Annotated in this window: 14 protein-coding genes; 3 read left to right on the forward strand and 11 right to left on the reverse strand. The window is 67.6% G+C overall.

Features of this window, described 5'->3' with window-relative positions:
- Window positions 1-2 precede the first annotated feature (2 nt).
- From J0O65_RS24070 to gspG, 9 genes are read right to left on the reverse strand one after another with little or no spacing between them, the layout of a single operon-like run.
- Window positions 3-485 carry a type II secretion system protein gene (locus J0O65_RS24070; RefSeq protein ID WP_215409705.1) on the reverse strand — a complete coding sequence of 161 codons (483 nt, stop codon included), beginning with the start codon at window positions 483-485 and terminating at the stop codon, window positions 3-5.
- A complete protein-coding gene (locus J0O65_RS24075) occupies window positions 482-2,512 on the reverse strand; it encodes a secretin GspD/PilQ domain-containing protein (RefSeq protein WP_215409706.1) in 2,031 nt (676 codons plus the stop codon). Before J0O65_RS24075 ends, J0O65_RS24070 begins: the two co-directional genes overlap by 4 nt.
- On the reverse strand, window positions 2,512-3,030 hold the full coding sequence (locus tag J0O65_RS24080; protein ID WP_215409707.1) for a hypothetical protein: 519 nt from the start codon (window positions 3,028-3,030) through the stop codon (window positions 2,512-2,514). The genes J0O65_RS24075 and J0O65_RS24080 overlap by 1 nt, the downstream gene beginning before the upstream one ends.
- Window positions 3,027-3,590: a hypothetical protein gene (locus J0O65_RS24085; RefSeq protein ID WP_215409708.1), complete on the reverse strand. Its 564-nt coding sequence runs from the start codon at window positions 3,588-3,590 to the stop codon at window positions 3,027-3,029. The genes J0O65_RS24080 and J0O65_RS24085 overlap by 4 nt, the downstream gene beginning before the upstream one ends.
- Window positions 3,587-4,135: a ubiquitin family protein gene (locus J0O65_RS24090; RefSeq protein ID WP_215409709.1), complete on the reverse strand. Its 549-nt coding sequence runs from the start codon at window positions 4,133-4,135 to the stop codon at window positions 3,587-3,589. Before J0O65_RS24090 ends, J0O65_RS24085 begins: the two co-directional genes overlap by 4 nt.
- Window positions 4,132-4,950 carry a hypothetical protein gene (locus tag J0O65_RS24095; RefSeq protein WP_215409710.1) on the reverse strand — a complete coding sequence of 273 codons (819 nt, stop codon included), beginning with the start codon at window positions 4,948-4,950 and terminating at the stop codon, window positions 4,132-4,134. The genes J0O65_RS24090 and J0O65_RS24095 overlap by 4 nt, the downstream gene beginning before the upstream one ends.
- Window positions 4,943-6,640, reverse strand: coding sequence for a GspE/PulE family protein (locus J0O65_RS24100; RefSeq protein ID WP_215409869.1), 1,698 nt, complete (start codon window positions 6,638-6,640; stop codon window positions 4,943-4,945). Before J0O65_RS24100 ends, J0O65_RS24095 begins: the two co-directional genes overlap by 8 nt.
- Window positions 6,640-7,845: a type II secretion system F family protein gene (locus J0O65_RS24105; RefSeq protein WP_215409711.1), complete on the reverse strand. Its 1,206-nt coding sequence runs from the start codon at window positions 7,843-7,845 to the stop codon at window positions 6,640-6,642. Before J0O65_RS24105 ends, J0O65_RS24100 begins: the two co-directional genes overlap by 1 nt.
- Before the next feature lie 38 nt (window positions 7,846-7,883).
- The gene (gspG, locus tag J0O65_RS24110) at window positions 7,884-8,327 is read right to left on the reverse strand and encodes a type II secretion system major pseudopilin GspG (protein WP_034751618.1); all 444 of its coding nucleotides are present in this window, start codon (window positions 8,325-8,327) and stop codon (window positions 7,884-7,886) included.
- Window positions 8,328-8,790: 463 nt separating this feature from the next.
- Between gspG and J0O65_RS24115 the strand changes: the two genes are divergently transcribed.
- The 3 genes from J0O65_RS24115 to J0O65_RS24125 all read left to right on the forward strand — a co-directional run bounded on the left by J0O65_RS24115 (window position 8,791) and on the right by J0O65_RS24125 (window position 13,274).
- The gene (locus J0O65_RS24115) at window positions 8,791-9,549 is read left to right on the forward strand and encodes an NF038120 family PEP-CTERM protein (protein ID WP_215409712.1); all 759 of its coding nucleotides are present in this window, start codon (window positions 8,791-8,793) and stop codon (window positions 9,547-9,549) included.
- A 42-nt stretch (window positions 9,550-9,591) separates the two neighbouring features.
- Window positions 9,592-12,744, forward strand: a complete 3,153-nt coding sequence (locus tag J0O65_RS24120) for a S8 family peptidase (RefSeq protein ID WP_215409713.1) — start codon at window positions 9,592-9,594, stop codon at window positions 12,742-12,744.
- Between the two features lie 116 nt (window positions 12,745-12,860).
- Complete coding sequence (locus J0O65_RS24125) at window positions 12,861-13,274, forward strand: protease inhibitor I9 family protein (protein WP_215409714.1); 414 nt, start codon at window positions 12,861-12,863, stop codon at window positions 13,272-13,274.
- On the opposite strand, the gene J0O65_RS24130 is transcribed toward J0O65_RS24125, so the two are convergent.
- Together J0O65_RS24130 and J0O65_RS24135 are read right to left on the reverse strand one after the other, a co-directional pair.
- A complete protein-coding gene (locus tag J0O65_RS24130; RefSeq protein ID WP_215409870.1) occupies window positions 13,271-13,942 on the reverse strand; it encodes a LuxR C-terminal-related transcriptional regulator in 672 nt (223 codons plus the stop codon). The two genes, J0O65_RS24125 and J0O65_RS24130, sit on opposite strands and share 4 nt — an antisense overlap.
- Window positions 13,939-14,652, reverse strand: coding sequence for a winged helix-turn-helix domain-containing protein (locus tag J0O65_RS24135; protein ID WP_215409715.1), 714 nt, complete (start codon window positions 14,650-14,652; stop codon window positions 13,939-13,941). Before J0O65_RS24135 ends, J0O65_RS24130 begins: the two co-directional genes overlap by 4 nt.
- Window positions 14,653-14,733 lie beyond the last annotated feature (81 nt).

The raw sequence follows: 14,733 nt of genomic DNA on the forward strand, positions 1-14,733 counted from the left end.
GTTCACCATAGACGGTAAGGCACGTTGTTCAAGCCGGTCTTGCTGGAAGTCGAGTACACGTCGTACACGTCGTCGCCTTCGCGCGGCTCGGTCGCTTCGCTGGCATAGCTGCGCTTGCCCCACGTTTGCGCATCGCCCAGGCCCGCGTCCGCATTGAACGGGTCGCGCGGCACGCGGCGCAGGAAAAACAGCTTGCTGCGCTTCGGGTTGCGCTGGTCCGGCACGCCCTCGACCAGCAGTTCCAGGCTTTTCGGGTAGCCGCTGGCGTCGGGCGCGCGCAGGATGCGGCCCTCGTCGCCGGCCCGTTTATAGGCGTCGAGCCCCTGGCGGATCTCGCGCAGCGCGCGCCGCAATTCCTGCTCCTGGCGCCGCTGCACCGTCACCTGCGTGACGGGGATCACCAGGGTCGCCAGCACGCCCAGGATGGCCAGGGTCACCAGCAACTCGATCAGGGTGAAGCCCCCCTGCGCATGCGCCAGTCTCATTTGGCGGGCGGCGGCGCCACCGGCACCGGCTGGCTCGACGACAGCGGCAAGGGCGCCGCCTGCAGCGGCACGGGCTGGCCCGCCGATATCGGCAAGGGCGAGGCGGGCGGTTCGGGCGACGGCGCCACTGCCGGCGCGGGCACGCTTTGCGGCAAGGCCGACGGCACCTGGGCCGGCTCCATCAGCGGCTGCGCCGGCGCCGGCTGCATGCCGACGGCGGACGGACCGGAGCGCACGATCACCGTGCCCGGCATCTGCGTGGGCGCCTTGGCCGCCATGTCGGGACGGCGGCGGAAGCTGCCTTCCGTTCCCGCCGAGAATTCCGATTCCTTCGCTTCCGGGCGCTGCACCGTGCGCACCAGGTGCGGCGTGACCGACAGCACGATTTCCGTCTTCTGGCTGTCGTCCTTGCTGCTGCCGAACAGACGTCCCAGCACGGGGATGTCGCCCAGGCCCGGCACCTTGTTGCCCGAGCTGCGCTCCTCATTGTTGATCAGGCCCGCCAGCACCTGGTTTTCGCCATCCTTCAGCTGCAGCATGGTCGACGCCTGGCGCGTGCCGATCTGGTACAGCGTCGAGCCGCTCCGGGTGGTGGTGGCCGCGCCCAGGTTGCTCACTTCGAGCGAGATGCGGATGCCCACTTCATTGTTCAAATAGATGGTCGGCTCGGCGTTCACCGTCAGGCCCACGTCCAGGTAGCTGATCGACTCGGAAGCGAAGCCGCCCGTGCCCGGCGAAATGGTGGTGGTCACCACGGGCACCCTGTCGCCGATGACGAACTTCGCCTTTTCCCGGTTGCGCACGCGGATGCGCGGATTGGCCAGGATATTCGCGTCGCCGTCCGTCTTGTTGGCGTTCGCCGTCACGGCCAGGTTGCTCACGCCGATAGTCCGCTGGTTCAGATTATTCAGGTCGTTGACGGTCAGCCCGATCCCGCCCGAGGTGGAAAGCGGCGTCAGGGTCAGGCTCGATGGCCAGGCCACGCCCAGCTCCAGCAGGCGGCTGCGCTTGACTTCGAGGATTTCCAGCTCCAGCACCACTTCCGCCTCCGGCACGTCCTGCAGCGCGATCAGGCGCTCGGCCAGGCGGATCGCCTCGGGCGTGTCGCGCACGATGACGAGATTGAGCTTTTCATCGGCCACCACGTCGCGCGTCTTCAAGATGGTCTTGAGCGTGTTGGCCACCTGCTTGGCGTCCGCGTTCGCCAGGAAGAAGGTTTTCACCAGCACTTCCTGGTACTCCTTCAGTTTCGCCGCCACGTTGGGATAGATCAAAATGGTGTTCGCATCCATCACCTGCTGTTCCAGCTGGTTGGTCACCAGCAGGAAGTACACGGCCGACTCCACCGTGCTGTTTTTCAGGAAGATCGACGTCTTCGCGTCCGCCTTGACGTCCTTGTCGAAGACGAAATTGAGGCCGGAGCGGCGGGCGATCAGCTCGAACACCTGCTTTAACGGCGCGTCACGAAACTCGATCGTGATCGGCTGCTTGTACGATTTCGCCAGGCCCGATTCGACGAGCGGCGGCGCCGTCTTTTCATCGACGTCGCGCAGCAGCGCGCGTGCGCCGGCGTGACCTGGCTGCTCCGTCAGGATGGCGTTCAGGCGCTGGCGCGCCGGGTCGTATTGTTTGGCATCGAACGCCGTGCGCGCATCGGCCAGCAATTTCCCCTGGCGCTGCTCGCGTTCGAGCGCGCGCAAGCCGCTGTTGGCGCGCTCGTTCTGCGCGTCGATTTCCAGCACGCCCAGAAAGCCCGCGCGCGCAAGCTCGCCCTGCCCCGCTTGCGCCTGGCGCTCGGCCTGCTGCAGACGGCTGCCGGTGGCCCGTTCGCGCGCCTGCAGATACGCGCTGCGGTATTGCGCGTTGCCGGGGTCTTGCCGCAGCGCTTGCTGCAGCTTTTGCAGGCCGGCCGGCACCTGGTCTTGCGCAATCAGCTCGCGCCCCTCGCGGTAGGCTTGCTGCCCTGCACAGCCGGACAGCAGCACCAGCAGCGCCAGCAACGGCGCCGGTGAATAGGAACGGGACATCAGTCGAGTACTCCAATGTTGAGCTGCTGAACCTGGTTCAACGGCAGATAAGTGAGCGTCATGACGGGCGGCGCGATCGTCACGACCTTGTAGGCGCCGTCGATGACGGTATTGGCGCGCACGATATACGTCTTGTCGGCGCGCGACAGGAACACTTCCCACGCGCCGTCGGCGGCCGCCTTGCCCAGGTAGACGAAGGGCAGCGGCGGCGCCGTCGGCGCGGGTGGCGGCGGCGCGGCCGCGACCACCGTTTTCGGCGGCGGGGTCCAGTCCTGGCTCTGGAAGACGCCATCGGCGCCGCCAAAGGTCTCGCCTTCCTCGCCCGCCACTTCGCTGCGCGGCAGCAGCGCCAGGATGGCCGGCTGCGCCCCCTCCGCCTTGCCGGCAGGCTGACGCGCGGGCGCGACGGCCCGCTCGACGGCTTCGGCCACGTCGGCCACGGGCTGGCGCTCGCCGAACAGCAGCAAGGCGCCCGCGCCCAGCACGCCGGCCAGCAGCAGATAGTGACGCGGCGTCACGGCGACGCTCCCGCGCTGTCAGTTAAATAAAACGTCAGGCGCAGGCGCGCTTCGAGTTGCGTGTCGGCGATCTGCTCGCGGCGAAAACTCAGTTCGTCGAGCGAGGCGAAGGGCATGGCGCGCAGGGCCTGCAGCGCGAACTGCCACACGGCCGCGTAACTGCCCTTCAGCGGCAAGGTCACCTGGTACGTGGCGACCCCGCTGGCCTTGTCGTAAGCGCTCCTGTATTCGCCTTGCGCCAGCAGCAAACCGTTTTTCGCGGCCAGGTCGAACAGTTGCTTGACCTGCTGCTCCGCGTGGCGCTGCTGCCCCAGGGCGGCATAATAGCGCGCCAGGTTCTCGCTGGCCGTCGCCGGCGGCGCCAAGGCAGCCACGGCCAGCGACGGCTGCGGCAAGGCCCGCGCTTCCAGCCGCGCCGCCACGCTCCGCTGCTGCCAGGCCCAGATCCAGGCGGCCGCGCCCAGCGCGAGCAGGGCCACGGCCAGGCAGGCGGGCGCGCCCAGGCGGCGCAACAGCAGTTGCGCGCGCAGGCGCAAGAGCGCGAGGTCGATGGCCATCATGGCGTGCCCCAGCGCGCTTCAAGCTGGAAGCGCAAGGGTTTGTTCGGATCGAGCACGTTGATTTCATGACGCAGCAGCTGCACGCGGGCGCCGAACAATTCCTGCTGCTTCAATTGCGCGATGTAGGCGACCATGGCGTCGCTGCCGGTCGTTTCGGCCGTGATCTTCAGCACGCGCTTGCGCGCATCCGGTTCCAGCGCCAGCAGCGCGATGGCGGGCGGCGTGGCGCTGGCCAGCGCATCCTGCAGGTCGCGCCACGGCAGGTTCAATTGCAGGATGGCCGCATTCACGGCCGCCGCCTGCGCCGGCGCGATCAGCACTTGCGGGGCCGGCGCCGGCCCCCGCGTGGCGGCCATCACGCGCTGCTGCGCCCGATGCCAGCGTGCCTCGCTTGCCTGCTGGCGCTGCAGCGCGGCGCAGCCAGCCCACGCCGCCGTGACGCTCAGCGCCACGCCCAGCGCGCCGGTGCACCACGCCCACGCGGGCACGCGGTGCAGGCTGCGGCGCCAGTTTGGCGGCGCGAAATCGATATCGAGGCGCGTCATGCCACGCCTCCGCTGCGCGCCAGCCGGGCGGCCGGCGAACAGGCGCCTTCCCCCTCTGGCGTGGCAAAGAGCTGGCAGTGGAACGCTTGCGCCGGCGCCAGCCAGAGCGACGGCGGCGCGCCGCACAGCTGCAGCAGCGCCGGTACGGGCACGCCTTGCAGCAGCGCTTCGCGCATCAGCGTCTGTTCCAGCCAGCCATGGCCGGCGTCCGCTGGGACGGGCAGCGCGCGCACGGCGCGCAGGCGTCCATCGTGCCGCACGCCCAGGGTCAGGGTGTTCTCCTGCAGCTGGCCAAACCAGGCGCCCGGTTGCAGCGCCCCATGCCAGCGGTTCCAGTGGCGCGCAAATTGCGGCGTAATGAAGATCAGGGCCAGCTTGCGTGCGGCCGCCACGCGCGTCAGCTGCGCCAGCAGCGCACGCGGCACGGCGCAGAAAAACGGCGCGCGCGCATCCCAGGCGCTGCTGCTGTGCCACAAGCCGGGAGGATCGCCATACAGCGACTGGAAGCGCAGCGCGGCGGCCGCCTCGATGTCGGCCAGGCGCGTGGCGCCTTGCGGCAGGTCCACCTGCCACAGGCGCGCCAAGCCATCGTCGAGCACCACGGACAGGGGCCAGCCCGCGTATTGGCCCTCCGGCAGCAACTGCGCCAGCGCCTGGCCCAGCGCGGCAAAATCGCCATGCAGCGTGTCATCGGGCACATACGCCGCTTCGCCCAGCAAGGTCCAGGCGGGGGCGCGCCAGCGGCTGCTGCGCCACAGGCTCACCTTGCCCGCCGCCACGCCCAGGCGCAGTCCTAGTCCGTAAGCTCTACGCATGCAGGGTGACCCTCTTGATTTCCGTGATAGTGGTGGCGCCCCGCTTGACCAGTTCCAGCGCCGCCAGGCGCAGGCTGCGCGTGCCGTTCGCATACGCGGCCGCCTTGATCTGGCGGATCGGCTTCTTGTCGACGATCAGTTCGCGGATTTCATCGGTCAGCACGAGAATCTCGGCGATCGAGCGGCGCCCCTTGTAGCCGGTGCCACGGCAGTCGCCGCAGCCCTTGCCCTGCTTGAATGCATAGCCTGCCACATCGGCGCGCGCCAGGCCCACGCTGGCCAGTTCACCATCGTCGGGCGTGTATCCGGTGGCGCAATGGGGGCAGTTGGTGCGGATCAGCCGCTGCGCCCAGATGCCGTTCAGGGCCGAGACGAACGCATACGGATCGATGCCCATGTGGGTGAAACGGCCGAACACGTCGAAGACATTATTCGCGTGCACGGTGGTGAGCACCAGGTGGCCCGTGAGGGCCGACTGCACGGCGATTTCCGCCGTCTCGCGGTCGCGGATCTCGCCCACCATGATTTTATCCGGGTCGTGGCGCAGGATCGAGCGCAAGCCCTTGGCGAAGGTCAGCCCCTTCTTTTCATTCACGGGGATTTGCAGAATGCCGGGCAGCTGGTATTCGACGGGGTCCTCGATGGTGATGATCTTTTCGCGCCCGTTATGGATTTCCGTCAGCGCCGCATACAGCGTCGTCGTCTTGCCCGAGCCCGTGGGGCCCGTCACGAGCAGCATGCCGTAGGCTTCCTGCGCCAGCGCGCGCAAGGCTTCCAGCGAGGGCGCGTCGAAGCCCAGCGCTTCGAGGGTCAGGGCGCCGTACGCCTCGATCATGGCGCGCTTGTCGAGGATGCGGATGACGGCGTCCTCGCCATGGATGCTGGGCATGATGGAGACGCGCAAATCGATTTCGCGCCCGCCCGATTCGACGCGGAAGCTGCCGTCCTGCGGCACGCGGCGCTCGGCGATATCGAGTTCGGCCAGCACCTTCAGGCGCGAGATGATGTGCTCGGCCACTTCGATACCGTTGACGGCCGTGGCGTGATCGAGCACGCCGTCGACGCGGTACTTGACGGCCAGGCCGCCGGCCGTGCTTTCCAGGTGGATGTCGGAAGCGCCCGCCTTCAGCGCGTCGTACAGGGTCGAGTTGACCAGCTTGACGGCGGGGCTGGCCGCTTCCGAGACGCTGGCGAACGACAGCACGGCCGCCGTCTTGCCGTCGCGCCGCGCGTCGGTCGCGGCGCCGGGCAGCAGGCTGTCGACGGCGCGCGCCGACTCTTCCTGCTTCGACAGGTAGGCGCCGATGTCGGCCTGCAGCGCCAGGCGGATGCTCAAGGCGCCCTGCCCGGCGCGCGCACCGAGCCAGGTTTGCAGGTCGAGGTCGAAGGGGTCGGCGATCACGCCCAGCAGCTGGCCATCGGCGGCGCGCAGCAGCACGCTCTGGCGCGCCAGCGCCTGCGACAGGGGCAGCACGTCGAAGGCGGGAGCATACGCCAGCATGTCGGCCGTTTCCAGCACCTCCAGGCCGAACGGGCGCGCCAGGTCGCGCACCACGGCGCGCGCCTCGATGCCGCTCAGCTGCTGCAATTCCTCGACCAGGCCGCGCTTCGATTGCCGGCTCAGGATGCGCGCGCGCTGCAGCAGCGCAGGGTCGATGGCCACGCCGGCCACGCTGGATTCGGTGTGCATCATGAAATGTCGCCGGCAAGGTCAAAGATCGGCATGTACAGCAGGATCACGATGGCGCCCACGACCAGGCCGATGGCGGCCATCAGCAAGGGTTCGAAGGTGCGCGTGAAGCGGTCGATCCAGCGGCTGATTTCGCCGTCATAAAAGGCGGCCGACTGCGTCAGCATGGGCCCCATGTCGCCCGTGCGCTCGCCCACACGCAGCATGCGCAGGGAAATGGGCGTCGTCAATTGATGCTGCTCGAACGCCGACGACAGCGGCTGGCCCGCCTCGATGGCGCCGCGCGCCTGTTGCAAGGACGCCTGCATGCCGGGCGACACCATCGCCTGCACGGTGGCGATCGCCTGGACGATGGTGATGCCGCCCTCGGCCAGCATGCCCAGGGTCAGGTACAGGCGCGACAGTTCATAGATGCGCACGCGCTCGCCGATGCCGGGCAGCTTCGCCAGCAGGCGCGCCACGCCGCCGTTGCGCAGCACGCGCCGCACGGCCGTGAACACCACACTGCCGGTAATCAGCAGCCCGAGCAACAGCAGCACGCCATGTTCGGTGACGAACTGGCCCCAGCCGAGCATGACTTGCGACATCCACGGCAGCTTGCGCCCCGCGCCCTGGTAGACCTCGGCAAAACGGGGCACGACATAACTGATCAGGAAGGCGCTGACGCCGCCGCCCACGGCCAGCAAAATAGTGGGATAGATGGCGGCGCTGACGATCTTCGCGCGCACCGTATCGATGCGCTGCTGGTAGTCGATGTAGCGCGACAAGGCGCGCGGCAAGTCGCTCGTGCCTTCGGCCGCCTTGACGATGCCGATATACAAGGGGGGAAACAGTTCGGCCTGCTCCGCCAGGGCGGCGGAAAAGCGCTTGCCTTCGCGCAAGCCCTCCAGCAGGCGCGTGAGCACGCTGCGCGTGGCCGGCGACGCTTCCTTTTCCAGCAAGGCTTCCAGCGCTTCGACGATGCCCAGGCCCGCTTGCAGCAGCGCCAGCAATTCCTGGCTGAACAGCAGCAGAGGCAAGGCCCGCGCGCGCTGGCGTCCGGCCGCGCTGAACGGCGTGGCCCGCAGCGGACGGATGGCGCTGACGAACAGGCCGCGCGCCTCGGCCTGGCGGCGCGCGTCGGCTTCGTCGCGGCCGTCGATCACGCAGGTGTGCAAGGTAGCGACCGCCTGGTCCGTGGAAAGCGCACGTACTTCAAACTGCATGATGGCGTATCCGTAACGAAAGAGTGGGCGCGCTGGCCTTATTGCGAGCTGATGTCGGCATTCTCGCCGCTGCCGCCCGGCTGGCCATCCTTGCCCATCGAGACGATGTCATATTCGCCCTTGCTGCCCGGTGCGCGGTATTGATAGGCATGGCCCCACGGGTCGAGCGGCACGGCCTTTTTCAGGTAGGGGCCGTTCCAGCGCGTGCCGGCGGCGGGCGGCGCGACCAGCAGCGCGGCCAGGCCTTCTTCCGTAGTGGGATAACGCCCCACGTCGAGGCGGTAGGTGTCGAGCGATTTTTCAAACGCCTCGATCTGCGCCTTGGCCACCGTCACTTCGGATTTGCCCAGCTGGGCGAAATACTTGGGGCCGACATAAGCGGCCAGCAAGCCGATGATCACGATCACGACCAACAGTTCGAGCAAGGTAAAGCCACGCGCATGGCGCGTTGCCGCAAGGTTCTGCCTGTGTGCTGCATGCATCCGGTCACTCCTTATTGCCTACCTTCAATACATTGCGTCGCCGCGCGCAGCGGATGGCCACGCACGGGCGACACGCGCTTGCCTGATGCTTACCAGCCTACCATGCCGGTTATGGTTAATACAATCTTTTATTTGTACTGTGAACAACAAATCGCCGAGGAAACGATCTGGCGCAATAAAGGAACGGTATGCGCTTGCAATCTTCGCGCATGTGTCAGAAATCAACTATTTTCGCGTAGGAAACTTGTAACTATCGGTATTCAAATCATAGTATTGCATGAACTTTATTCATTCATTATTTGTAACTTTCAAATTAAATTTGAAAGAATATCGAACAATGGAATTGCCTATTTTGCTATAGTAAAAATCAATTTTCTGCGCATTGGTCTTATCCGGCCGCGCGGGAAAGAACCGCCAAGACGCAAAACATATTGCATCCGACATAATCATCAAGGGAAAATTCATGACTCGTATCGTGCATTCGAAGGCAGCTTCCGCAGCAAGTCCCTTCTCCGCCAAGCGCTTGACCGGCGCCGCCATCCTGGCCCTGTCCGCCGCCTGCGCCCCCGCCGCCATGGCGGACGTGATCAACTTCGATAATCTGGATAGCCAGTTCGTCGGTCATGGCGATGCCCTGGAAATCGGCAAATTCCTGCTGACGGGCGCCTCGAACGTGGCCGGCGCCAATTATGGCGACCTGGTCGGCGCCGTGTTCGACGGCACGGACCCGGCCGCCTGCGGCATGGCGTGCCCGACCAACAATACGAGCAATTACTATGCATCGCTCAACGATGGCATCGTCTACCTCGATCCGCTGAACCCGGGCGGCAGCGTCAGCCTGCAAGGCTTCGACGCCAGCTTCATCGGCTATGCCCAGGGCGTCACCTATCCGGCGGTGGCCGGCCTGCTGCGCGTGCAGGGCTTTTACGCCAACGGCACGTCCATCTATGAAACCTACCAGCTGGGCGGCCCCGTCGGTGGTAACTTCCAGTTCCAACGCTACAACACCAGCGCCAGCTTCGGCAGCCAGCAATTCGCCTCGCTGGCCTTCTTCGGCTTCACGTGCAACACGGCCGGCAGTTGCAACGCCTTCAGCACCAACAAGGGCCAGTTTGCGCTCGACAATATCGTCGCCTCGGTACCGGAGCCATCGACCTACGCGATGCTGCTGCTGGGCCTGGCAAGCATCGGTTTCGCGGCGCGTCGCCGCCAGCAAGTCTGATCGCCCCTTTCGATTCCCGCTACCGTCACCAGGAAACCCGACATGACATTTCGTCCCACCTTGCGTCCCATTTCGCTCGCCGTGCTGAGCCTGTTTGCCAGCCTCAGCTTCCAGGCCCACGCCGACGACCTGCGCCGTCCCTACATCGTGCAGCTGACCGATAAACCGATCGCCTCCTACACCGGCTCGGTGGAAGGCCTGGGCGCCACCCAGCCTGCCGCCGGCGGCCGCCTCGACCTGGCCAGCGCGCAAGTGCAGCTGTACGGCGACTACCTCGAACAGAAACAGGCCCGCGTGCAGGCGCTCGTCGCCGCCGCGCCCGTGCAATACCAGTACAAGATCGTCCTCAACGGTTTCTCCGCCCTGCTGACGGACGCCGAGGTGCGCCAGCTGCAAGCGAGCGGCGAGGTGGCCAGCATCGCCCCCGACGAGCCGCGCGCCCTGCAAACGAACTACACGCCCACCTTCCTGGGCCTGGACCAGCCGGGCGGCCTGTGGAGCCAGCTGGGCGGCAAGCAGCATGCGGGCGAAGACATCATCATCGGCATCGTCGATGGCGGCGTGTGGCCGGAAAACCTGTCGTATGCGGACAGGGTCGACGCCAACGGCGCCCCGACCTTCGACCCGAACGCCACCCTGGCATACGGCGCCGCGCCGGCCGCCTGGAAGGGCAGCTGCCAGACGGGCGAAGGCTTCACGCAAGAGCACTGCAACAATAAGCTGCTCGGCGCGCAATACTTCAACGCCGTGCGCCTGACCGAGACGGACAAGATCCAGCACTGGAGCGAATTCACCTCGCCGCGCGATTCCATCGGCGACCCGAATGGCGAAGGCGGCCACGGCACGCACACCTCGTCCACCGCGGGTGGCAATGCGGGCGTGCCCGTCACCGCGAACGGCACGCCGCTGGGCGCCATTTCCGGCGTGGCGCCGCGCGCCCGCCTGTCCGTCTACAAGGTGTGCTGGTCCTACAACCTGGCCACCCAGCCGACCGGTGCGAAGAACGGCTGCTACGGCGGCGACAGCGTGGCGGCGATCGAAAAAGCCGTGCAGGACGGCGTGCACGTGATCAATTACTCGATCAGCGGCGGCAGCAGCGTCAACGATCCGGTCGAGCAAGCCTTCCTGCACGCGTCGAACGCGGGCGTCTTCGTTGCCGCATCCGCCGGCAATGCGGGACCGGCCAACACCGTGGCCCACGTCAGCCCATGGATCACCACCGTGGCCGCCTCGACGCACAACCGCGCCAACCAGGCCACCGTGACCTTGGGCAATGGCGCCAAGTACACGGGCGCCTCGCTCAACTACACCCCGCTGCCGGCCACCACCCTGATCCGCGCCCAGGATGCGGGCCTGCCCGGCGCCGATGCGCAAAAACTGGCGCTGTGCTACCGCGCCGGCGACAACGGCGGCGTGGCCCTGCTGGACCCGGCCAAGGTGGCCGGCAAGGTCGTCAGCTGCCTGCGCGGCACCACGGCGCGCACCGACAAGGGCGTCGCCGTGCTCGAAGCCGGTGGCGCCGGCATGGTGCTGGTCGACACGGGCGTCGGCCTGGTATCCGACCCGCACGTGCTGCCGGCCGTGCACGTGAGCGCCGCCGATGGCGCGCTGATCAACGCCCAGGCGCAAACGGGCGCGGCCACGGCCGCCATCTCGCGCTTCGTCACCAATGGCAACGGCCCCGCCGCGCCCGTGGTGGCCGACTTCTCGTCGCGCGGCCCGAACCTGTACGACGCCAACCTGCTCAAGCCCGACGTCACGGCGCCTGGCGTGGACATCCTGGCCGGCGGCACGCCTGCCCTGTCGCGCGCCCAGCGCGACGCCGTGCAGGATGGCAGCCTGGTGCCGCCGCAAGCCTATATCTTCCTGCAAGGCACCTCGATGGCCAGCCCGCACGTGGCCGGCCTGGCCGCCCTGCTGCGCCAGCAGCATCCGGACTGGAGCCCGGCCGCCATCAAGTCGGCCCTGATGACGACCGGCAGCGCCACCCTGCCCGACGTCCAGGCGGGCGACGCGCGCGGCATCCTGCCATGGGGCCAGGGCGCTGGCCACGTGACGCCGAACAAGGCGACCGATCCCGGCCTCGTGTATGACGCCAGCCTGGCCGACTACAAGAAATACATGTGCGGCGTCGGCATGACGGCCGAATGCGCGGGCGGCACCCTGGCCGGCTACAACCTGAACATGCCGTCGATCACCATCGGCAACGTGCTGGGCACGCAAACGGTGACGCGCCGCGTCACCAACGTGGGCAGCAGCAGCGCCACCTACACGGCCAGCGCCTCGCTCAGCGGCTACAGCGTGGCGGTGGCGCCTGCCACCCTGCTGCTCGCGCCCGGCGAAACCAAGTCCTTCACCGTGACCTTGACGCGCACCACGGCGCCGGACAACGCCTGGCAGTATGGCGCCCTCGTGTGGAGCGACGGCGTGCACACGGTGCGCAGCCCCGTCACGGCCCGCTCGGGCCGCGCGGTGCAGTCGCCGGCATTGCTGCAGGCCGACAAGGTCAGCGGCCTGCGTTCGCTGACCCTGTCCACCGGCTTTGCCGGCAAGGTGGGCGCGGCGACGGGCGGCCTGAAGGAAGTGGCGCGCAGCGAGCACACCATCAGCCAGGCCGCGCCGGGCAGCGTGGACACGCTGGCGCAGATGGCTGCCGCATGCAAGGCGGGCGGCAGCGGCGTGCGCGTGGTCAATGTCAGCATTCCCGCCAGCACCGTCGTGGCGCGCTTCGAAACGTTTGACCGCGACACCGGCGAAGGCGCCGGCAATGACCTCGACTTGCTGCTGCTCAACAGCGCCGGCGCGACGGTCGCCACCTCGGCCACGGCCGGCTCGAACGAGGCGATCAGCGTGACCACCCCTGCGGCGGGCAGCTACAAGGTGTGCGTGATCGGCTACGAGCTGGCGAATGGCGCCTCGACCGGCTTCGGCCTGTCGTCGGCCGTCGTCACGACAGCCGACAAGGGCGGCAACCTGAAAGCCACCCTGCCCGGCAAGGTGTACGTGGGTGGCAGCGCCACGGCCGGCGTCAGCTGGTCGGGGCTGGAAACGGGCAAGCGCTACCTGGGCGGCGTAGTCTTCCTTGATGGCAATAACGCGGCGGCGTCCACCACCGTGCTGTCGGTGGAAACCAACAACCCGTTGCCGCTGGCCGTCCCCAGCCAGCGCAACGTGAGGGCGGACGCCAAGCTGTAAGGCGCTCGCTCCAGGCGGTCACACGGCGCGCCCTGCGGGGCGCGTTTTTCATGCGCGACGCGCGTACAATCGGCGCATGAAAGACTGGCCGTCCGCCACGCGCCAAGGGAGCTTGCATGTCTGTATTTCGCCTCAGCATGGCCATCCTGGCCGCCATCGCCAGCATCCATGCGCTGCCTGTCGCGGCGCAGGCCGCCGCGCCGCGACTCCCCTATCTGGTGCAATTGCGCGCCCCGCCGCTGGCCTCGCTGGCGGACGGCGTGCATGGGCTCGATACCAACAGCGACGCCGCGCGGCGCCACACGGCCCGGCTGGAAGCGCAGCAAGGCGCCGTGCTGGCGCTGGTGCCGGACGCTACCGTGCAGTACCGCTACACGGTGACCTTCAACGGCTTCGCCGCCATGCTGACACGCGACGAAGTGGCGCGCCTGCAGGCGAGCCCGGACGTGCTCAAGGTGTCGCCCGGCAGCGTCGAACACACGCAGGATGGCGGCGGCAATGGCAAGAATAAAATACAGGACCAGCGCTAATGGCTGAGCAGGCGCAGCGCGATGCCGCGCGACACGGCCTGCATGCGGTTGCTCACGCCAAGTAATTTGTAGATGCGCTGCAAATGGCTTTTCACGGTGGCGCCGCTGATGCCGAGGATTTGTCCCACCTCGTCATTGCTCTTCCCCTCGCGCACCCAATGCAGCACTTCCAGTTCGCGCGCACTGGCCGCGCGCGTGGCGCCCGGACCGGCCAGCGGCGCACGCTCGCTGCCCTGCAGCGCCAGCCAGCGCAGGTGCAGATACGGCAGCAGCAATTCCAGCGCGTAGGCCTGGCGCGCCGCATCGATGCTCCCCGTGGCGAACAGGGCAAAAAAGCTGCCGCCGGCCTCCCCCACGCTGCCATGCACCAGCACGCCATCGATGACGCCCGCCCTTTGGCCGCCCGCGCGCCAGGCCAGCGCCAGGCGCGCCAGCTGGCCGTGGCGCTCGTGCAGCTGCGCGTGGTCGGGCACGATGCTGTGCCAGGCTTGGCTGCGCAGCACGGCCCCGTCGGCGCCCAGCTGCGCGCACATCAAGATGTCATGCGGCAGCAGCGTTTGCAGCGGCCCCTGGCTCCACAGGAAGAAGTCGCCTGGCACGGCGATGCCATGCGCGCCGAGGATGGCGTGCAGCAGGTATTCCTGTTCCCGTCCCGTCAGCAGCATCATGCGCACGCGGCGGTATCAAACGCCAGATAGCGGTAGCCGCTGCCGCGCACGGTCTCGATGCGGTGGCCGCAGCCGCCTGGCAGCAAAGCCTGCCGCAAGCGTCCCACGTGGGCGTCGACCGTGCGCTCGTCCAGATACACGGCATGGCCCCACACCTGGTCCAGCAGGTGCGCGCGGCTATGCACCGTGCCCGGGTGATCCATGAGGAAATGCAGCAGCTTGAATTCCACGCGGCCCAGGCTGACGGGCACGCTGCCGGCCGTCACGCGCAAGGTGCGCGGATCGAGGCGCAGCACGGTGGCGTCGGCCGCGCCTGCGCCTGCGCGCAAGGCCGATGGCGCGCGCCGGCGCAGCAACGCGTGCACGCGGGCCAGCATCTCGCGCGGACCGAAGGGCTTGCACAGGTAATCGTCGGCGCCGCTTTCCAGCGCCAGCACCTTGTCCTGTTCGCCGTCGCGCGCGCTGACCATGATGATGGGCAAGTCGCACAGCGCGCCATCCTGGCGCACCTGGCGCAGCAGCGCGATGCCGGACGCGTCCGGCAATTCCCATTCCAGCAGCAGCACGTCGGGCGGATCGGCCGCCAGCAGCGCCAGCGCGCCGCGCGCATCCAGGGCGCAGCTGACCCGGTAGCCGGCGCCCGTCAGGTTATGCGCCAGCAGCGCTTGCATGGCGGGCGCAGGGTCCAGCACCAGGATATGGCCAGGCATCGATGCATCTCCCGAAAAAAGTTGGCGGCCCCCTTGAGAAACTAGACGGCTCGACAAGTTTTTTACTATGCATCAAGCGTA

This window comes from Janthinobacterium sp. JC611 (assembly GCF_018682595.1).
Classification (GTDB): domain Bacteria; phylum Pseudomonadota; class Gammaproteobacteria; order Burkholderiales; family Burkholderiaceae_D; genus Janthinobacterium.